Annotated in this window: 20 protein-coding genes and 3 tRNA genes; 10 read left to right on the top strand and 13 right to left on the bottom strand. The window is 53.1% G+C overall.

Features of this window, described 5'->3' with window-relative positions; all coding sequences use genetic code 11:
* Positions 1-31 precede the first annotated feature (31 nt).
* From pgsA to IM284_RS13875, 5 genes are all read left to right on the top strand, one after another.
* Positions 32-580, top strand: a complete 549-nt coding sequence (pgsA, locus tag IM284_RS13895; RefSeq protein WP_041909393.1) for a CDP-diacylglycerol--glycerol-3-phosphate 3-phosphatidyltransferase — start codon at positions 32-34, stop codon at positions 578-580.
* A gap of 152 nt (positions 581-732) precedes the next feature.
* Positions 733-808, top strand: a tRNA-Gly gene (locus IM284_RS13890).
* Between the two features lie 46 nt (positions 809-854).
* Positions 855-928: transfer RNA gene (locus IM284_RS13885), tRNA-Cys, on the top strand.
* Positions 929-940: 12 nt separating this feature from the next.
* Positions 941-1,027, top strand: a tRNA-Leu gene (locus IM284_RS13880).
* Between the two features lie 300 nt (positions 1,028-1,327).
* Positions 1,328-2,005 carry a DUF2076 domain-containing protein gene (locus IM284_RS13875; RefSeq protein ID WP_047367834.1) on the top strand — a complete coding sequence of 226 codons (678 nt, stop codon included), beginning with the start codon at positions 1,328-1,330 and terminating at the stop codon, positions 2,003-2,005.
* 118 nt (positions 2,006-2,123) lie between these two features.
* Here IM284_RS13875 and IM284_RS13870 read toward each other — a convergent pair whose 3' ends face one another.
* From IM284_RS13870 to IM284_RS13835, 8 genes are all read right to left on the bottom strand, one after another.
* A complete protein-coding gene (locus tag IM284_RS13870; protein WP_041909397.1) occupies positions 2,124-2,363 on the bottom strand; it encodes a hypothetical protein in 240 nt (79 codons plus the stop codon).
* Positions 2,360-2,839, bottom strand: coding sequence for a DUF2778 domain-containing protein (locus tag IM284_RS13865; protein WP_047367833.1), 480 nt, complete (start codon positions 2,837-2,839; stop codon positions 2,360-2,362). Before IM284_RS13865 ends, IM284_RS13870 begins: the two co-directional genes overlap by 4 nt.
* Positions 2,836-3,327 carry an Hcp family type VI secretion system effector gene (locus tag IM284_RS13860; RefSeq protein ID WP_008500392.1) on the bottom strand — a complete coding sequence of 164 codons (492 nt, stop codon included), beginning with the start codon at positions 3,325-3,327 and terminating at the stop codon, positions 2,836-2,838. Before IM284_RS13860 ends, IM284_RS13865 begins: the two co-directional genes overlap by 4 nt.
* Positions 3,328-3,481: 154 nt before the next feature.
* A complete protein-coding gene (locus IM284_RS13855) occupies positions 3,482-4,198 on the bottom strand; it encodes an ABC transporter ATP-binding protein (protein WP_041909399.1) in 717 nt (238 codons plus the stop codon).
* On the bottom strand, positions 4,195-5,070 hold the full coding sequence (locus tag IM284_RS13850; RefSeq protein WP_047367832.1) for an ATP-binding cassette domain-containing protein: 876 nt from the start codon (positions 5,068-5,070) through the stop codon (positions 4,195-4,197). Before IM284_RS13850 ends, IM284_RS13855 begins: the two co-directional genes overlap by 4 nt.
* Complete coding sequence (gene livM / locus IM284_RS13845) at positions 5,067-6,341, bottom strand: high-affinity branched-chain amino acid ABC transporter permease LivM (RefSeq protein WP_047367831.1); 1,275 nt, start codon at positions 6,339-6,341, stop codon at positions 5,067-5,069. The genes IM284_RS13850 and livM overlap by 4 nt, the downstream gene beginning before the upstream one ends.
* An 11-nt stretch (positions 6,342-6,352) precedes the next feature.
* Positions 6,353-7,267, bottom strand: coding sequence for a branched-chain amino acid ABC transporter permease (locus IM284_RS13840; protein ID WP_028013668.1), 915 nt, complete (start codon positions 7,265-7,267; stop codon positions 6,353-6,355).
* 99 nt (positions 7,268-7,366) lie between these two features.
* A complete protein-coding gene (locus IM284_RS13835) occupies positions 7,367-8,488 on the bottom strand; it encodes a branched-chain amino acid ABC transporter substrate-binding protein (protein ID WP_047367830.1) in 1,122 nt (373 codons plus the stop codon).
* Between the two features lie 415 nt (positions 8,489-8,903).
* Here IM284_RS13835 and IM284_RS13830 point away from each other — a divergent pair, with 415 nt between their 5' ends.
* On the top strand, positions 8,904-9,572 hold the full coding sequence (locus tag IM284_RS13830) for a YecA family protein (protein ID WP_047367829.1): 669 nt from the start codon (positions 8,904-8,906) through the stop codon (positions 9,570-9,572).
* Between the two features lie 35 nt (positions 9,573-9,607).
* On the opposite strand, the gene tyrP is transcribed toward IM284_RS13830, so the two are convergent.
* The 3 genes from tyrP to yecR form a co-directional block, all read right to left on the bottom strand.
* On the bottom strand, positions 9,608-10,819 hold the full coding sequence (gene tyrP, locus IM284_RS13825; protein WP_047367828.1) for a tyrosine transporter TyrP: 1,212 nt from the start codon (positions 10,817-10,819) through the stop codon (positions 9,608-9,610).
* Positions 10,820-11,064: 245 nt separating this feature from the next.
* Positions 11,065-11,562, bottom strand: a complete 498-nt coding sequence (ftnA, locus tag IM284_RS13820; RefSeq protein WP_028013664.1) for a non-heme ferritin — start codon at positions 11,560-11,562, stop codon at positions 11,065-11,067.
* Positions 11,563-11,766: 204 nt separating this feature from the next.
* Positions 11,767-12,105, bottom strand: coding sequence for a YecR family lipoprotein (gene yecR / locus IM284_RS13815; protein WP_047367827.1), 339 nt, complete (start codon positions 12,103-12,105; stop codon positions 11,767-11,769).
* Positions 12,106-12,359: 254 nt separating this feature from the next.
* On the opposite strand from yecR, the gene IM284_RS13810 reads away from it, so the two are divergent.
* The 3 genes from IM284_RS13810 (at position 12,360) to IM284_RS13800 (ending at position 13,561) form a co-directional block, all read left to right on the top strand.
* Entirely contained in the window at positions 12,360-12,998 is a 639-nt protein-coding gene (locus tag IM284_RS13810; protein WP_028013662.1) for an RpiB/LacA/LacB family sugar-phosphate isomerase, read from the top strand.
* Between the two features lie 118 nt (positions 12,999-13,116).
* Positions 13,117-13,200, top strand: a complete 84-nt coding sequence (gene azuC, locus IM284_RS13805; RefSeq protein ID WP_014884364.1) for a stress response protein AzuC — start codon at positions 13,117-13,119, stop codon at positions 13,198-13,200.
* 109 nt (positions 13,201-13,309) lie between these two features.
* Positions 13,310-13,561 (top strand): DUF2766 family protein, encoded by a 252-nt coding sequence (locus IM284_RS13800; protein ID WP_008500405.1) that lies wholly within the window; start codon positions 13,310-13,312, stop codon positions 13,559-13,561.
* Between the two features lie 40 nt (positions 13,562-13,601).
* On the opposite strand, the gene IM284_RS13795 is transcribed toward IM284_RS13800, so the two are convergent.
* Together IM284_RS13795 and IM284_RS13790 are read right to left on the bottom strand one after the other, a co-directional pair.
* Complete coding sequence (locus tag IM284_RS13795) at positions 13,602-14,945, bottom strand: anaerobic C4-dicarboxylate transporter (protein ID WP_047367826.1); 1,344 nt, start codon at positions 14,943-14,945, stop codon at positions 13,602-13,604.
* Positions 14,946-15,108: 163 nt separating this feature from the next.
* The gene (locus tag IM284_RS13790; protein ID WP_028013660.1) at positions 15,109-15,612 is read right to left on the bottom strand and encodes a non-heme ferritin-like protein; all 504 of its coding nucleotides are present in this window, start codon (positions 15,610-15,612) and stop codon (positions 15,109-15,111) included.
* Positions 15,613-16,400: 788 nt separating this feature from the next.
* Between IM284_RS13790 and araF the strand changes: the two genes are divergently transcribed.
* Positions 16,401-17,390: an arabinose ABC transporter substrate-binding protein AraF gene (araF, locus tag IM284_RS13785; RefSeq protein WP_008500409.1), complete on the top strand. Its 990-nt coding sequence runs from the start codon at positions 16,401-16,403 to the stop codon at positions 17,388-17,390.
* Positions 17,391-17,405 lie beyond the last annotated feature (15 nt).

The following is a 17,405-nucleotide window of genomic DNA, read 5'->3' as shown; positions in this document are numbered from 1 at the left end:
ATTTTACTGACAACAAATAGTTACCGTCACTATGCAATATAATATCCCCACGTTGCTCACTCTCTTTCGTGTTGTACTCATTCCGTTCTTTGTGCTGGCGTTTTACCTGCCGGTCGTCTGGGCACCGTTCGCCTGCGCATTGATCTTCCTTATTGCAGCGGTAACTGACTGGTTTGATGGCTATCTGGCGCGCCGCTGGAACCAGAGCACCCGTTTCGGCGCCTTTCTCGATCCGGTAGCGGATAAAGTGATGGTCGCGATCGCGATGGTGCTGGTGGCTGAGCACTATCATACCTGGTGGGTGACGCTGCCCGCCGCAACTATGATTGGCCGTGAGATCATCATCTCTGCGCTGCGTGAGTGGATGGCGGAGTTGGGGAAACGCAGCAGCGTCGCGGTATCCTGGATTGGTAAAGTGAAAACCACCGCGCAGATGGCCTCGCTGGTGTGGATGCTCTGGCGTCCGAACGCCTGGGTTGAGTGGGCGGGGATTGGACTCCTGTGGGTGGCGGCAGTGCTGACGCTGTGGTCAATGCTGCAATATTTGAACGCTGCGCGCGGGGATTTGCTTGATCAGTGATCGTTTCGCCGTAATTTTCAGCAAACAATCCAGACAAGCAAAAAATAACGTTGACTCATCACGTCATATCAGTAGAATGCAACGCATCGAACGGCGGCACAGCAAGCCGGACGATAATGAAATCAAGTGGTTAGCAGTTAACTTGATAACATGCGGGAATAGCTCAGTTGGTAGAGCACGACCTTGCCAAGGTCGGGGTCGCGAGTTCGAGTCTCGTTTCCCGCTCCAGATTAAAGACATGCGCAATTGCGGGTGTCAGTTAGAAAAGTTTTACGGCGCGTTAGCAAAGCGGTTATGTAGCGGATTGCAAATCCGTCTAGTCCGGTTCGACTCCGGAACGCGCCTCCACTTTCTTCCCGAGCCCGGATGGTGGAATCGGTAGACACAAGGGATTTAAAATCCCTCGGCGTTCGCGCTGTGTGGGTTCAAGTCCCACTCCGGGTACCATGGGAAACAAAGAATAATCAAAGCAATAAGCAGTGTCGTGAAACCACCGAAAGGTGGTTTTTTTGTGCGCTCTAGCTTAGCGCGAAGTGATCGTATCTCATCATCACGATCGTGCTGTGCCCGGGAATTTGCTGCCATACCAGAACGTTAAGCCTAACTCTCTAATATCAAGCCCGGAAAGCAGGGCGATTTTCAGCTAACCTGCAACCAATTTTAAACAAACATTTCACTCGCCAGACACAGGTTGCCACCGCTGATAAACTGGTTGGTATCCACCCTGGAGAGCGGAAGGTTATTGTCATGCAATATGAAGAACAGCAGCTTATCAACGGCCTTTTCGAGCGTCTTAAACAGGCCGGACAACAAAACAGCCAACGGGATGCAGATGCAGAGCGTCATATCGCTGAATTTGTCAGACAGCAGCCTGCAGCCCCCTACTATATGGCGCAGTCGATTTTGATTCAGGAAGCGGCGCTGAAACGCCTGCAGGCCCGGGTTCAGGAGCTTGAAAGCGAATTAGCCGCGCAAAAAAGCAAACCCTCGACGGGCGGCAGTTTCCTCAGCGGCCTGTTTGGTGGCGGGAATAGTAACCCGCAGCCTGACAACAGCTGGAATGCCCAGCCGCAACAGCCGTCGGCGCAGGATTACTCTCGGGCGCCAGCGCCGGCTACTCGCGGCGGCGGTTTTATGGCTGGCGCGCTCCAGACAGCCGCTGGCGTGGCCGGTGGCATCGCGCTTGCTGAGATGCTTACTAGCATGTTCCATCAGTCGCGGCCGGAAGAAATCGTGAACATCATCGAAGAACCGACAATGCCCGTCGGTGGTGAACCGTTTGTCGGTAATCAATACGGCGATGTTAATAACGTCTCTGACACCCGTTTCCTCAACCAGAACGATCCGTTCGGCAGTAATAACGACGTCTGGCAGAACGACGATGTAGATGACGACTACAGCAATGACGACGATAGTTTTATTTAACGACGTTATCGTGAAACTACCGAAATGAAGTGAACCCCGAAAGTTGGGTATCCAACGATTAGGGGTTTTGCGTTTCTGAATCAAAAATACCTTGAGGCTAAGACTGAAGGCTCATAAATCACATTCTTTTTACTATTTTTCTTACTAACAAACCTGTAAGAATTGCCGGAAGCAATCCAAACAAAGAGGCGATATCGACTAACGTATCCTCCAGTTCTTCTATCCCGTATGTGCCGAAATGATCCATCATTGCATAAGCCCATTCGGCAGGTATCAAAATAAAAAGCCAGCGCGTGTATAAAAGAAAACTGATAAGACCGATTGCAAGGCTGAAGGTGATTTCTATAAAAGTCCTCATGTTACTGTTATTGTCCCGTAAGCTTTAAAGCTCGTGCAAGGTACTGGCATCATAGTTGTTTTCATAATAGCTTCGTACAAGTAATCAAAGTCACTCAGATGAAGAAGGGTTATACAGCCTTCGCTTAACCCTCTTGGTCCTATCGGATGGAGGCGGAAATGGCCACGCCGGACACCTTCAACAAATACTTGATCATCTATCTGCCAGTCATCTTTGTATAAGGCAAACCATTTTGAGCGATCGGTGCCATAAATATTTTTCAGGGCAAAATCACTAAGTCCTCCGAGCCTGCCTCCGCTCTGTCGGTTCACGATGAAGTAACGTCCAGGCGGGATCGGCCCGATTTCTGGTTTGCTTGCCATAGTCGGATTGTTTCTGCCATAGAGTTGGCCTGAGAATGCCGGAAAGTTTCCTACCCCCGGAACGGTAAGAATAGATGACGGTAAGCCATTCAATGCATAGCGCGCAATAATCATGCTGTAACCCGAATATTCCAGCCGTCAGTAAACTGGATATTCCCGTCACAGTGCTTCCATGTGATTCTCTCATAACGCAGTTCTATCGCCTCAAGGTGATTGTGTTTTTCCATTGAGGGATTTTTTACGTTATGCATTACAGGCGTTATCCCTACGATTTTCACATTTTCTAATAGCATATTGAAATACTCAACTTCCTGCCCTGCATCGTTGATACGGTACCATTTGATTTCAGCTGACTTTAGGGTCTGGCCAGTTGCTACAGCCCGGTAAAGGTAAGGAGAGGATGAATCAAACTCTTTTTCGATTGTTAGTGGGGAGTGGACGCGGGTACCGGTTAGTTTCCCCGTATTGCCATCGGTTGGAATGTGTAAACCATGGCCAAACGATAAAACCTCAATGCTACCTTCACGGTGCTGAACATCTACAGAACCTGTAATATTCGCCCCTCCATCATCTTTGAGCCATAAATATGCGGGTATAGCCATTCTGAACGCTCCTTTTCAGTGAGTTTGACGTTATTGTCAGAGACTAATAAATCAACAAATCCAGGCCCTTTCAAGGCATTGCGTGCTATACTTTTCGTGAATATCTCATTGTTATTTATATGAAAATAGTTATAATGGTTCCTTAGGTATCAAATCACACCCCACCCAAATACGCCTTCCTCACCTCCTGATTTCCCAGCAGCTCCTCGCCGCTGCCGCTCAACCGGATCTGCCCGTTAACCATCACATATCCGCGGTCGGAAAGCTTCAACGCATGGTGCGCGTTCTGCTCCACCAGAAAAATGGTCATGCCGTTGCGGGCCAGCTCGCGCAGCGTCTGGAAGATCTGTTTCACCACTATCGGCGCTAAGCCCAGGCTCGGTTCATCCAGCAACAGCAGCCTGGGACGGCTCATCAGCGCCCGGGCGATCGCCAGCATCTGCTGTTCTCCGCCGGACATGGTCATCGCGCGCTGCTTGCGCCTCTCCTTGAGGCGAGGGAACAGGTCGAACATGGTTTGCATATCTTCAGCCGCAAACCGGTTGCCGATGGGGATGGTTCCCATCAGCAGGTTCTCTTCGACGGTCATATCCGGGAAGACACGCCGGCCTTCAGGCGCCTGCGCAATGCCGCCGGAGGCGACGTAGTGGGTGGATTGATGGCTGATGTCGTCACCACTGAACAGAATCTGCCCGCTCCGGATGCGCGGCTGGCCAAAGATAGACATCAGCAGTGTCGATTTACCCGCGCCGTTCGCGCCAATCAGCGCCACGGTCTCACCTTTATTGACCTCCAGGGAGACCTGCTTCAGCGCCTGAATGGCGCCGTAGAACACATCCACCTTGCGAAATGCCAGCAGCGGTTCGGTCATAGGGACACCTCGCTTTCGTCCGTACCCAGGTAGGCAGCAATCACCTTTTCATCATGCTGGATCTGTTCGGGCTTCCCTCTGGAAATAACATCGCCGTGGTCGAGCACGATAATGTCGTCCGAAATCTCCATCACCATCCCCATATCATGTTCAATCAATAAGACCGTGATGTCATGACGATCGCGCAGGAAACGAATAATGCTGCTCAGCTTATGCGTTTCGACCGGGTTAAGCCCGGCGGCGGGCTCATCCAGACAGATCATCTCGGGCCCGGTACACATTGCCCGCGCGATCTCCAGACGCCGCTGCTGCCCGTACGACATCTCTCCCGCCAGGCGATTGGCGCACTCCACCAGGTCCACCACCTCCAGCCAGTAGAAGGCCCTGTCCAGGGCATCGCTTTCCGCCTGCCGATATGCCGGCGTGTTTAAGATCCCGGCGAGCAGATTGCGGTTAACGCGCATATGCTGCGCGACCAGCAGGTTTTCCACGACAGACATCTCGCGAAAAAGGCGGATGTTCTGAAAGGTGCGCGCCAGCCCGGCGCGGTTCACCAGGTGCGTTCCGCCAAACATTTTGTAGAACAGGCGCTGCCCGAACTGCGCGGGGTTAATCCAGTCGCCCGGCTGGAATTTTTGTCCGAGAACCTGAATAACGTTGGTCGTTTTAGTGCGGGTAGAAAATAAAATATTGCCGCCGGAGGCCTTATAGAAACCCGTCAGGCAGTTAAACACGGTTGTTTTTCCCGCTCCGTTTGGCCCGATAAGGGCGGTAATGGAGCCGCGCTGCACGTCCAGATTTACATCGTTAAGCGCCTTAATCCCACCGAAGTGCATCATCAGATGTTCCACGCGCAATATCGTCCCGTTCATGGCGCCACGCCCTTACGCACGGCAAATCCGCTGCGGTTAATGCGGATCAGGCCGCGTGGACGCCAGATCATCATCACCACCATCAGCATGCCAAACAGCAGGACGCGGTACTCCGCAAAACTGCGCAGCAGCTCCGGCGTTACCGTCAGCACGAAGGCGGCCAGCACCACGCCAAGGGTAGAGCCCATGCCGCCCAGCACCACGATGGCGAGGATCAGCGCGGATTCAAAGAAGGTAAAGGAGGTCGGATTCACAAACCCCTGATAGGTTGCGAAGAACACCCCGGCAATCCCCGCGGTCGACGCGCCCAGCGTAAAGGCGGAGAGTTTCACCAGGACGTGATTCAACCCCATCGAGCGGCAGGCAATTTCGTCTTCTCGCAGGGCTTCCCACGCCCGGCCAATCGGCATCCGCGTCAGGCGGTGTTTGACATAGAGCACCAGCATCACCACCAGAAACAGTACGGTATAGATAAAGATAAACTTCATGTTTGGGTTGTAGGTCAGGTGGAAAAACTCGTGAAAAGGCACGCCGCCTTCTTTCGCGCGTCGTCCAAATTCCAGGCCGAAAAAGGTGGGGGGAGGGGCTGACACGCCGTTTGGCCCCCCCGTGAAGGTCAGCCAGTTGTTCAGGATCAGGCGAATGATCTCCCCGAACCCGAGGGTGACGATCGCCAGATAGTCGCCGTGCATGCGCAGTACCGGAAAGCCGAGCAGGGCGCCTGCAGCGGCGGCCATGATTGCCGCCAGCGGCAGCATGCTCCAGAAGCCTAACCCCAGATACTGATATCCCAGCGCCAGACCGTACGCGCCAATCGCGTAGAAGGCGACGTACCCCAGGTCCAGCAGGCCGGCCAGCCCCACGACGATGTTCAGCCCCAGACCGAGAAGCACGTAGATCAGCCCGAGAATGGCGACGGTCAGTACATACTTGGTCGCGACAAACGGGAAGCAAACCGCAAGCGCAATCACCAGAGGAATAATCCAGCGCATGCGGCTTTTGTAGTCCGGAGACCTAACATAGACGCCCGCGTTATCGGCTTCGAAGCGCGCCTGGAAACGAGCGCCCGCGGCGGTACCCAAAAAAGCGCTCAAGAGAAAACGCCCCAGCATTACAATGCCGACCATCCAGGCCAGCCGTTGTCCGGCAAAGTTAAAGCTGTACCCGTCCAGCACCACGCCGGCAATCGGGCCGAAGATAATCAGCGCAATCAGCCCGGAAAAAATCGCGTCCAGAACGCAGCGCTTTAGAGAAAAACCGTGCGATGTCATCATTCTCTTCCTCACACTTTGGCCACAACCGGACGCCCGAGCAGACCCTGGGGCCGGAAAATCAGGATCATGACCAGCAGGCCAAACGAGAAGACATCTTTATAGTCCGAGTTCACCATGCCCGAGAACTGGGCTTCCGCGACGCCCAGGATTAGGCCACCGAGCATGGCGCCGGGCAGGGAACCGATACCGCCGAGCACTGCCGCCGTAAAGGCCTTAATGCCAATCACAAACCCGACGTAGAAATCAAAGGTGCCGTAATTCATGGTGATGAGCACGCCCGCCAGGCCGGCCATCGCCGCGCCGATAACAAAGACCAGGGAGATAATCCGGTCGGTGTTGATCCCCAGAATAGAGGCCATTTTGCGATCCTGCTGTACCGCGCGGCACATCCGCCCCAGCCGGGTATGGTTGATTATCCACGTAAGCACCAGCATGCCGGCAAACGAGGCGAGCAGAATAAACACTTTGGTGTAGGTTATCTGCACGAATCCGTCGCCAAGATGCAGTCGAATCACGCCGTCGAGCATGGTCGGCACCCCTTGCTGGCGCGGACCCTGGCTCAGCTGGGCGTAGTTTTGCAGGATAAGCGACATCCCGATGGCGGAGATAAGTGGCGCCAGGCGCGTGGAGTTGCGCAGCGGCCTGTAGGCGATACGCTCGATAGTCCAGCCGTACACGCCAGTTACCGCGATGGTGAACACCAGCGTACCCAGAATCAGCAGGGGGAAGGACTCAAGCCCGAAGAAAGAGAGCAGCGCCAGACCAATGGCGCAGAGATAGGCGGAAATCATATACACTTCGCCGTGGGCGAAATTGATCATCCCGATAATGCCGTACACCATGGTGTAGCCGATGGCGATCAGGCCGTAGACGGAGCCCAGCGTTAAGCCATTGACTAACTGCTGCAGGAAGAATGTACTCATCTTAGCGCGCTCGTTTTATAGGCTGCGCGAGGCGCGCAGCCTGATGTTTATTACGCGCCGACGGGCAAGCCCGCCGGCGTTGAGCGTGACTCCGTCCCGTTACTGCACTTCCTTATATTTTCCCTTGTCGTCCCACTGGTAAACCACGTAGTCAGACACTTTCAGGTCGCCTTTGCTGTCCCAGGCTTTTTTGCCCATCACCGTGTCGACGGAATTGGCTTTCAGCCACTCGCTGGCTTTCGCGGAATCCTTGCCGCCGGTGGCCTTGAAGGCTGCGGCAATGGCCTGTACGGAGGCATAGGAGTAGAGGGTATAACCTTCCGGCTCGAATTTACCGGCGCGGAATTTGTCGATAACCGCTTTACCGTCCGGGATCAGGCGCGGATCTTTACCAAAGGTCATGTAAATGCCGTTGGTATATTGCGGGCCGCCCGCTGCCGTCACCATCTCTTCGTTGACAATGCAGTCGCCGGAGAAGAATTTCGCCTGCACCCCCTGTTCACGCATCTGGCGAACCAGCGGGCCAGCTTCCGGGTGACAGCCGCCGAAGAACACCACGTCCGGTTTTTGCGCGCCGATCTTCGTCACCAGCGCGTTAAAGTCTTTTTCACCGCGGGATAAACCTTCATACATCACATCCTTCACCCCGCGCTTCGCCAGCGCCGCTTTGGTGGCGTCTGCCAGCCCTTGTCCATAGGTGTCTTTATCGTGAATGATGACCACGCGTTTGGCTTTCAGCTTGTCGATAATGAAGTCGCTGGCGACCTGACCCTGCTGGTCGTCGCGGCCGCACATGCGGAACATGTCGCTCATGCCGCGTTCGGTGATCTGCGGGTTAGTTGAGCCGGGAGTTATCGCGATGATGCCCGCGTCGCTATACACTTCGGAGGCGGGCATGGTGGAAGAGGAGCAGAAGTGGCCGACTACGGCGTTGACCTTATCCTGGTCGACTAAGCGGTTGGCGACGGCCACCGCCTGCTTAGGCTCGCAGGCGTCATCCCCCTGAACCAGTTTGATCTTCTCACCGTTAATACCGCCTGTGGCGTTAATGTCTTCGGCGGCCTGCGTTGCGCCGTGCCAGTACTGATCGCCGTAGGTGGCATTGGGGCCCGTGAACGGTCCGGCGACACCGATCACGATATCTGCCCGGGCGGAAAATGCCGTTACCAGACAACCGGCCAACACAAGAGAAACAGGCGTTTTGATAAATTTCAGCGACATTATTATGTTCCTTAGCAAAGAGGTTTTTGCACCACGGCGTAAGCCTGAACGCCCAGGGCGCAGCCAATCCAAAAACACGAGCAAGAACAAAATGCACTAAACGAACGGCATCCTGCGTGATACGGCGAGGTTTCCATGCGCAGCGTCGCGCGAAGAACAGCAAGCAAAAACGTTGCCAGAATGGTTAACCCCTTGACGGGGTTATGACATGTTTGAGTATAGAGCGCCGCGTTATCCCGCCCTGCGCCAGGAGAAGAATTTACAGCGGAGATCACACATCGTTAACAATAAAGCCCATAAGTTGTGCAACGGTCACGATTTGCACACTTTTGCAGCAATAAAGACCTAAACTTCAGCCAGGGCAGGCGTGCGATCTGTGGTAGGATCCTTTCCTTTTTTATCAGGAGTGTCCGCGATGACGGAAGGTCCATTAAATGAAAGCGAAATGGCGTGGCTGGAAGAGACATTAATGTCTTACGGTCATGACGATGCGTCCGTGATTGACGTGTCCGAACTGGACGGCATGCTTACTGCAGTGCTTTCCGGCCCTGTTGTCGTTGAGCCAGATGCCTGGCTGGTGGCGGTGTGGGGCGGGGAGAAGTACATCCCGCGCTGGAAAAACGATCGCGAGATGAACCGTTTTATCGATCTCTGCTTTAAGCATATGAACGACATTGCCGAGCGCCTGAGTGAATACCCGGATCAGTTTGAGCCGCTGTTCGGCTATAACGACGTTGACGGTGAGAGTTACACCGTGGTCGAAGAGTGGTGCTATGGCTATATGCGTGGCGTGGCGCTGACGGACTGGTCAGCCTTGCCGGAAGCCCTGAAGGCCGAGCTCGACGTGATTGCCCTGCACGGAACGGAAGAGAACAGCGAGAAGCTGGATGAACTGTCCGAAGAGGAGTATATCGCCAGCATCGAAAGCATCCAGCCTGCGGCCCTGCGCTTATACAACTACTGGGTGGAGAACCCGCAGCAGCCGGAAGCGAAGAAGCCTGTCGTGAACGGCACGAAGGTGGGGCGTAACGATCCGTGTCCTTGCGGCAGCGGGAAGAAGTTTAAGAGCTGCTGCCTGCACTGATAAAAAAAAGGGGCTGATGATAGCCCCTTTTATCTTTAACCCACTTCCGGCAGCATCCCGGCGGCAATCAACACCTGCACCAGAATAATCATTACCCCGCAGCCAAACACAACGCACAGCAGCGGTTTTCCCCCCGCGACGCGATATCCTTGCTGAGGATGCTGCTGACGGCTTTTCCACGCCAGCAGGGAAGGGAGCAGCAGGGCCAGGACAGAGAGCGCCACCCCCGCGTAGCCCAGCGCCATCACAAACCCGCGAGGGTAAAACAGCGCAAACGCCAGCGGCGGCAGGAAGGTAATGGCTCCGGTCTGTAACCGCCCGGCGGCAGTATTGCGACGCAGGAACAGGTCGGCCAGGTAATCGAACAGGCCGAGCGCTACGCCCAGGAACGAGGTCGCGAGCGCCAGGTCGGCGAACAGGTGAACCGCCAGCTCCACGTGCGGCGAGGTGACCACCTCGCGCAGAGACAACAGAAAACCGTTCAGGCCAGCGTGCTGCGCCATCAGCCCGACGAAGGTTGAAGAGTCAATGCTACCCAGCGTCACCAGCTGCCAGAAAATGTAGGCGATCAGCGGAATGGCGCTGCCGATAACAAACACACGACGCAGCTTGCGGACATCACCGTTCATATAGCTGACGATGCTCGGCACGCTGCCGTGGAAGCCAAACGAGGTGAAAATGACCGGAATGGCGGAAAGCGCCAGCCCTTGCTCCAGCGGCAGCGTCAGCAGGTTCACCTTGTGCACGTGCGGTGCCAGCAGCGCCAGCATGACAACCAGAAACAGAATTTTGGCACTGAACAGAAAACGGTTAAAGAGATCGACCAGCGATGTGCCCACGCAGACCACGCCGCCGCCAATAAGCGCAAAGAAGATGGCCCCCGTTGCAGGGGTAATGTCAGAGCCAAACCAGTCGTTGACGCTGGAGGCGATTAACTCCCCGGCACCGCTGATATACGCGGCCGTGAGGGCGTACATCAGGAACATCATGCTAAAGCCGGTGATCCACTGGCCGTAGCGTCCCAGGTAGCGCGCCGCCAGCGAACCCAGCCCGGTATCGGCGGGCACATGCTGGTAAACCTCAAGCAGCAGCAGTGCGGTATAGCACATTAATGCCCAGAGCGTGCCAAGCAGCAGCAGGGTCATCCCAAATCCCACTCCCGCGGCAGCCAGAGGCATTGCCAGCATTCCTGCGCCAATCGTCGTTCCGGCGACGATAAAAATACTTCCCAGGGTTCTGTTCTTCACGCTTTCCTCTACAACGACGCTTAACCGCAACAAAATCTGCGGCGCAGAGTAAGGCAAAAGCGGTAATTCGTCAAACCACCGTTACAAGACGTGTAATGAAAAGTTTACGTATTGCGCTACTGCCCATCCTGAGTGGGGCGACGGTCAGGCGTGACGTAAATAAGGCGTATGGGGAATAAAATGCGTGTTTTAATGCAGGGGAAAGGTAAATTAACGCGGCGCCGGAAACCGGCACCGCGCTGATATTAATTCTGCGTATCGAGAGTCGACAGTTCTTTATCAATAAAGTAAAGTCCTTCGCCGGATTTACCCACCAGGGATAATTTATCCAGCACGGATTTAAACAGCTTCTCTTCTTCGTGTTGTTCCGCAACGTACCACTGCAGGAAATTAAAGGTTGGATAATCCTGGCCGATCATTGCCGCATGAACCAGTTCGTTAATTTTCTGGGTGATCAGCTGTTCGTGCTCGTAGGTGGCGCGGAACAGTTCGTCGAGAGAATTATATTCAGCAAAAGGCGATGCCACGTTCTCAATGCGCGGCAGGCTGCCCGTATCGGTCAGATAATCAAACAGGCGCTGCATGTGGGTCATCTCTTCCTGGGCGTGACGACGCAGAAACGCGGCCGCACCTTCAAAGCTGTGATAGCTGCACCAGGCGCTCATCTGCTGGTAGAGAAGGGATGAATAGAGCTCAAGGTTCATTTGTGCATTGAGCTTGTCGATCATTTCAGTTTTCAGCATGGTGGCGCTCCGGATTATTATTACGGGTTCATAATGAGCGACACTATAATTTGTTATTTAATTATTTGCAAAACGTAAAATTAAATATTTGTTCGTTTAAAATACGAATGGGAATAAAACGCATTGGCGATATTTATTTTTTATTAATACGAATTGTTTTTGTTCTTAGTTAAATAAAGCGCCAGCAAACGCTGGCAGCTTTGATTAATACCAGGGATTATTTGCCTTAGGGTTAACGGCATACCCCATGCACTTATACTGGATAGTAACGCTCTCGTTCAGGCACAAAGAGCCGCTTGTCAGGGTACAGGTTTTGACCGGCTGCCCGTAGGCAGAGGCGGTGGCATAGCCCATGTTCTGACAGGCTTTTACCGCGGTACCGTTATTAACATATTCATCGGACCAGGCGTTTTGCAGCACGGCCTGGCCATAGTCGAGGCGGACAATGCCGTTCGGCGCGTCGAGGCTGCTGATTTCCGCCTGGCGTTTAACGCTGCATCCCGCGAGCAGCAGGATTGTAGCGGCTACGATGGCTCTTTTCATGGTTCGCTCTGAGTGGATGGAAATACGTTATCGTACCCGCAGATGCCCGCTGCAATGCCAGGAATAGCCGGACGATCTACCCTCACTCTTTGCAACGGACGACGTAGATCCTCCCCTTCACAAAATTGTGAGCGTGCATTGGATTTTTAAAACTCCATTTCATTTACTTTGAAAGTCTGTTTATTTGATGCCAGAATGAACGGGAACAGGTATCCATGGCGGGGAGCGCCCGCAGCGCATTCTGGAGAGACACGATGAAAATTGCACTGATGATGGAAAACAGCCAGGCGGCTAAAAACCCAGTCATATTAAAAGAGCTGAAAACGGTAGCCGATGAAAAAGGGTTCCCGGTTTACAACGTGGGTATGAGCGACGAAAACGATCATCACCTGACCTACATCCACCTGGGTATTATGGCGAGCATTTTGCTGAATGCGAAAGCGGTGGATTTTGTGGTCACCGGTTGCGGCACCGGGCAGGGGGCGCTGATGTCGTTAAACATCCACCCTGGCGTGATTTGCGGCTACTGCATCGATCCCGCAGACGCGTTTCTCTTCGCGCAAATCAATAACGGCAATGCGCTCTCTCTGCCTTTTGCCAAAGGGTTTGGCTGGGGAGCGGAGCTAAACGTTCGCTTTATCTTTGAAAAGGCGTTTACCGGCCGAAAAGGGGAAGGTTATCCTCCAGAGCGTAAAGAGCCGCAGGTGCGTAACGCCGGTATTCTGAACCAGGTAAAAGCGGCCGTGGTAAAAGATAACTATCTTGACTCGCTGCGCGCCATCGATCCTGAGCTGGTGAAGACCGCTGTTTCCGGCCCGCGTTTCCAGCAGTGCTTCTTTGAAAATTGCCAGGATAAGGCGATCGAGGATTTTGTTCGCAGTATCGTGGGTTAATGCGCACTGCGCAGTTTAAATTGTGATATGCGTCACAAAAATATTGATTTTTGTGACGATGGTCATATTATAGGCACATTGACTATAAAGTTGTATAACAAGTTAATGGAGCATCACAATGAAACTGCGCAAAATCCTGAAAAGTATGTGGGCCAATTACTGCCGCACTTTTAAAGACGTGCCGCCTGGCGCCATGTTCTGATAAAAAAAACCTGCTTCGGCGGGTTTTTTTGTGTCCTGCGGCAATGAAGGGCAGATGTCACGGGCCACGTTTTGATACTATGGCGGCCTTTGAATAAGGAGAAACCCCCATGTCACAAAACCTGAGCGCCGATCAGGAACTGGTCTCTGACGTTGTCGCCTGTCAGCTGGTTATCAAGCAAATTCTTGATGTTCTGGACGTTATTGCACCGGTTGAAGTGCGCGAGAAGATGTCCACGCAGCTGAAAAACATCGATTTTGCCAGCCATCCCGCGGCTGCCGACCCGGTGACGCTTCGCGCGATCCAGAAAGCCATCGCGCTGATTGAACTGCGCTTTACGCCGCAGGGCGAGTCTCATTAAAACGCGAACGGGCGACCGCGCGTGTCGCCCGTTGAAAACGTTAAAAGAAGGTCTGGACCAGCAGGTAGCTCGCCGCGCAGGCGCAGCTCACGCCAATTAGCCCCGGCAGAATAAAGCTGTGGTTAATGATGAATTTGCCGATGCGGGTTGTTCCCGAGCGGTCAAAGCCGATGCAGGCTAAATCACTCGGGTAGGTTGGCAGAACAAAATAGCCGTAGGACGCCGGGAAGAAGGCGATCAGCATTTTTGGATCGATGCCCAACATCAATCCCATCGGCGCCACGGCTGTCAGGGCCGCCGCCTGGCTGTTTACCAGCTTCGACACCAGGAAAAGCACGATGGCATACGTCCACGGATGGCTTTTCACCACCCCTTCCAGCGCCAGCTTTAACTCATCGAGATGCGCCTGGAAAAAGGTATCGCTCATCCACGCCACCCCGAACACCGAGAAGATCGCCACCATACCGGCCTTAAATACCGCACCGTTTGAGATGGCTGAGGCATTGACCTTGCAGGCCATCAGCATCACGGCACCGGCGATGAGCATCATCATCTGAATGACGAGGTTCATCGACAGGGCCGTCATTTTACCTTTCAGCTCGAAGGACGGGCGCAGTTCGGGGAAAGCCCCGAGCAAGACTACCACCGCAATACCGGCAAAGAAAATCCATGTCGACCAGTAGGCCTGCTTCGGAAAACGCTGGTTCATTAACGTCTCCGTGCCGCCATAGATAAACTCGCGCTGTTTGGGATCTTTCAGTTTCTCCTGAAACTCCCCGTCATCAGCCAAATCTTTCCCCCGACGTAAACTCCACAGGGCCGCGATCGCGACGCCGAAAAGCGAAGCGGGAACCGATACGGCGAGGATTTCCAGGATCCCCCACGCGTGCCCAATCCCATGCTGTGCGGCCAGGATGGAGACCAGCGACACAACGGCGACGGAAACCGGAGACGCGGTGATCGCCATCTGGGATGCCACCGATGCCACCGCCATTGGGCGTTCCGGGCGGATCCCTTTTTTCAGGGCGATATCCGCAATGATGGGGAACATGGTGTAGACCACGTGCCCGGTACCGCACAGAAAGGTCAGCATCCAGGTGGTAAACGGGGCGAGAAGCGTGATGTGCTGCGGGTGTTTGCGCAGCAGGCGTTCAGCAAACTGCATCATGACGTTGAGGCCACCCGCGGTCTGCAGGGTAGCGGCACAGCCTATCACCGCGAGAATGGTTAACATGACGTCAACCGGAGGTTTGCCGGGCTGGAGCCCAAAGACAAAACACAAAATAAAAAGGCCAATACCGCTGATTAACCCAAGCCCCATGCCGCCGAAACGTGTTCCCGTCAGCAGGCAGAGGAGAATGACAACAAACTCAATGGTGATCATGCTTTTCCCTCGTCAATGATTATGTAATTAAATAAATCATTACATTTTGTGTGGTTAATCATTGAGAGCGAGATCTGATTTGTTAAATTTCAGCAAAAGCAGAGGGTTGGGGAAATAAGAAGGAACCTGCCCCCCTGAACCAGGGCAAAGGCAGGTTAAACGCTTAGTGGTGCTGCACCGTCACAAGATCGAGCAGGTGGCGGTCGGCTTGCTCCGGGCGTAAACCGGCCTGGCGCGCATTGTGGATCTCATCCGCCAGCGTTTTCAGCAGCATACCGTCCTGCTGCTGTTCTTTATCCATATCGCGTAAAAATTTAAGAGTGATGATGTCATGCTGTGCTCTGGCTTCATCGGCAAGCTTGTTGAGCGTCGTACAGCGCTGCTCATGCTCTTCCAGCGTTTTCTGGAACAGTTCTTCCAGAGAAGAGTAATTTTCGTTGATCCCATCAAGGGCTTTAACAACCGGGTTAGCCCCCGCGGCCTTCAGGAAATTAAAGACGCGCATCATATGGGTGACGTTGCTTTGTGCCTGTGAACGAAAGAACGTGGCAGAGCCCGTGAGACTTTTTTCAGAACACCATGCACTTAAGTGAAGGTGCAGGTTCGAGGCGTAGAACTCAAGGTTCATCTGCGCGTTAAGTTTTTGCATCATTGTTTGGGTAGCCATACTCATATCCTTATAGACTGTGGGACGTGATGTCCGCTGCTTAACCTGACAGTCAGGCAAATACGAAGAAAAACAGAATTGCAATTTTTGCAGTGACTAAAATCGATCGAAAATTCACTTCCTGTGTTCGATATAAATAAGCATACCTTTGTCTTATGATTAAGAAAACTCTTAATTAGGCTGTGTTTACCATACATTACAAAGTTTAATATAGTACAAAAATACAAATATTTAGCCATCAAAGCGAATTTTATTAACCTATTGATATTAAAGGCTAAGTGTCTTTCGAGGGATACTGATTTACTTTCGTGAACATTTAGCCGGAATAATGCTCTGTAAGAAAAATAAATACAGATTATTCATTTCAAAATATATGATGCGTTGCTGAATTTGCGCTAAGTCAATTTTAACGGAATAACGCCTTTTCATGACGCGTTCGTTTTTTTTATGAAAAGCATGAATCCTCGTCAGGGGAGAGCCGCAGCGACATCCGCCGTAAGGCATCAGGGATTTCTTAGCTAATCTTATGGATAATTCTGCTTACCCTGCTTTCATTTGTCAGACAATTTCTGCCTTTTTTATGTCATTTTTCGCTGAATTTATGTACGCAATTACTGTAATTCTGCGGTGTGATGGGGCTCTCTTATGGATGATTAATTTCCCGCTAAAACTATCACCAGCAATAACGCTTATGACGAGGTAAGCGCTAATGCCTTGTTTTAAGTCCGATTAAATAAGAAGCACGCAAATCTTCCCTACAGAAAAGAATGCTAAAGCTGGAGTTTACCATGCACAAATTTACTAAAGCGCTGGCGGCCATCGGTCTGGCTGCCGTTATGTCACAATCCGCTATCGCTGAGAATTTAAAACTCGGTTTTTTGGTAAAACAGCCGGAAGAACCTTGGTTCCAGACCGAATGGAAATTCGCTGATAAAGCCGGAAAAGATTTAGGTTTTGAAGTGATTAAAATCGCCGTGCCGGACGGTGAAAAAACCCTGAACGCCATCGACAGCCTGGCGGCCAGCGGCGCGAAAGGCTTTGTTATCTGCACTCCGGATCCAAAACTCGGATCGGCAATTGCGGCGAAAGCCCGCGGTTACGACATGAAGGTTATTGCGGTTGACGATCAGTTCGTTAACGCCAAAGGCAAACCGATGGACAGCGTTCCGCTGGTCATGATGGCGGCGACCAAAATCGGTGAACGTCAGGGGCAGGAGCTTTATAAAGAGATGCAGAAACGCGGCTGGGATGTGAAAGAGACCGCCGTCATGGCCATCACCGCAGACGAGCTGGACACGGCGCGACGTCGTACGACCGGATCAATGGACGCGCTGAAAGCGGCTGGCTTCCCTGAAAAACAGATCTATAAAGTGCCAACCAAATCTAACGACATCCCGGGCGCCTTTGACGCGGCGAACTCTATGCTGGTTCAGCACCCGGAAGTGAAGCACTGGCTGGTGGTCGGCATGAACGACAACACCGTGCTGGGCGGCGTGCGCGCGACGGAAGGTCAGGGCTTCAAGGCGCCTGACGTTATCGGGATCGGCATCAACGGCGTGGATGCGGTGAGCGAGCTGTCCAAAGCGCAGGCCACCGGCTTCTACGGCTCTCTGCTGCCAAGCCCGGACGTTCACGGCTACAAATCCAGTGAAATGCTCTACAACTGGGTAACCAAAGGGGCTGAACCGCCGAAATTTACCGAAGTGACCGACGTGGTGCTGATTACCCGCGACAACTTCAAAGAGGAACTGGCGAAAAAGGGACTGGGCGGTAAGTAATACGCTGTGATTGTG

Source organism: Enterobacter cloacae complex sp. P12RS (assembly GCF_014895875.1).
Taxonomy (GTDB): Bacteria; Pseudomonadota; Gammaproteobacteria; order Enterobacterales; family Enterobacteriaceae; genus Enterobacter; species Enterobacter bugandensis.
This window is presented reverse-complemented; position numbering and strand designations above follow the sequence as displayed.

Excerpts from the sequence above, each read along its gene's own strand:
- pgsA (WP_041909393.1), top strand. The coding sequence starts at position 32 with ATGCAATATAATATCCCCACGTTGCTCACTCTCTTTCGTGTTGTACTC.
- IM284_RS13875 (WP_047367834.1), top strand. The coding sequence starts at position 1,328 with ATGCAATATGAAGAACAGCAGCTTATCAACGGCCTTTTCGAGCGTCTT.
- IM284_RS13870 (WP_041909397.1), bottom strand. The coding sequence starts at position 2,363 with ATGAGGACTTTTATAGAAATCACCTTCAGCCTTGCAATCGGTCTTATC.
- IM284_RS13865 (WP_047367833.1), bottom strand. The coding sequence starts at position 2,839 with ATGATTATTGCGCGCTATGCATTGAATGGCTTACCGTCATCTATTCTT.
- IM284_RS13860 (WP_008500392.1), bottom strand. The coding sequence starts at position 3,327 with ATGGCTATACCCGCATATTTATGGCTCAAAGATGATGGAGGGGCGAAT.
- IM284_RS13855 (WP_041909399.1), bottom strand. The coding sequence starts at position 4,198 with ATGACCGAACCGCTGCTGGCATTTCGCAAGGTGGATGTGTTCTACGGC.
- IM284_RS13850 (WP_047367832.1), bottom strand. The coding sequence starts at position 5,070 with ATGAACGGGACGATATTGCGCGTGGAACATCTGATGATGCACTTCGGT.
- livM (WP_047367831.1), bottom strand. The coding sequence starts at position 6,341 with ATGACATCGCACGGTTTTTCTCTAAAGCGCTGCGTTCTGGACGCGATT.
- IM284_RS13840 (WP_028013668.1), bottom strand. The coding sequence starts at position 7,267 with ATGAGTACATTCTTCCTGCAGCAGTTAGTCAATGGCTTAACGCTGGGC.
- IM284_RS13835 (WP_047367830.1), bottom strand. The coding sequence starts at position 8,488 with ATGTCGCTGAAATTTATCAAAACGCCTGTTTCTCTTGTGTTGGCCGGT.
- IM284_RS13830 (WP_047367829.1), top strand. The coding sequence starts at position 8,904 with ATGACGGAAGGTCCATTAAATGAAAGCGAAATGGCGTGGCTGGAAGAG.
- ftnA (WP_028013664.1), bottom strand. The coding sequence starts at position 11,562 with ATGCTGAAAACTGAAATGATCGACAAGCTCAATGCACAAATGAACCTT.
- yecR (WP_047367827.1), bottom strand. The coding sequence starts at position 12,105 with ATGAAAAGAGCCATCGTAGCCGCTACAATCCTGCTGCTCGCGGGATGC.
- IM284_RS13810 (WP_028013662.1), top strand. The coding sequence starts at position 12,360 with ATGAAAATTGCACTGATGATGGAAAACAGCCAGGCGGCTAAAAACCCA.
- azuC (WP_014884364.1), top strand. The coding sequence starts at position 13,117 with ATGAAACTGCGCAAAATCCTGAAAAGTATGTGGGCCAATTACTGCCGC.
- IM284_RS13800 (WP_008500405.1), top strand. The coding sequence starts at position 13,310 with ATGTCACAAAACCTGAGCGCCGATCAGGAACTGGTCTCTGACGTTGTC.
- IM284_RS13795 (WP_047367826.1), bottom strand. The coding sequence starts at position 14,945 with ATGATCACCATTGAGTTTGTTGTCATTCTCCTCTGCCTGCTGACGGGA.
- IM284_RS13790 (WP_028013660.1), bottom strand. The coding sequence starts at position 15,612 with ATGGCTACCCAAACAATGATGCAAAAACTTAACGCGCAGATGAACCTT.
- araF (WP_008500409.1), top strand. The coding sequence starts at position 16,401 with ATGCACAAATTTACTAAAGCGCTGGCGGCCATCGGTCTGGCTGCCGTT.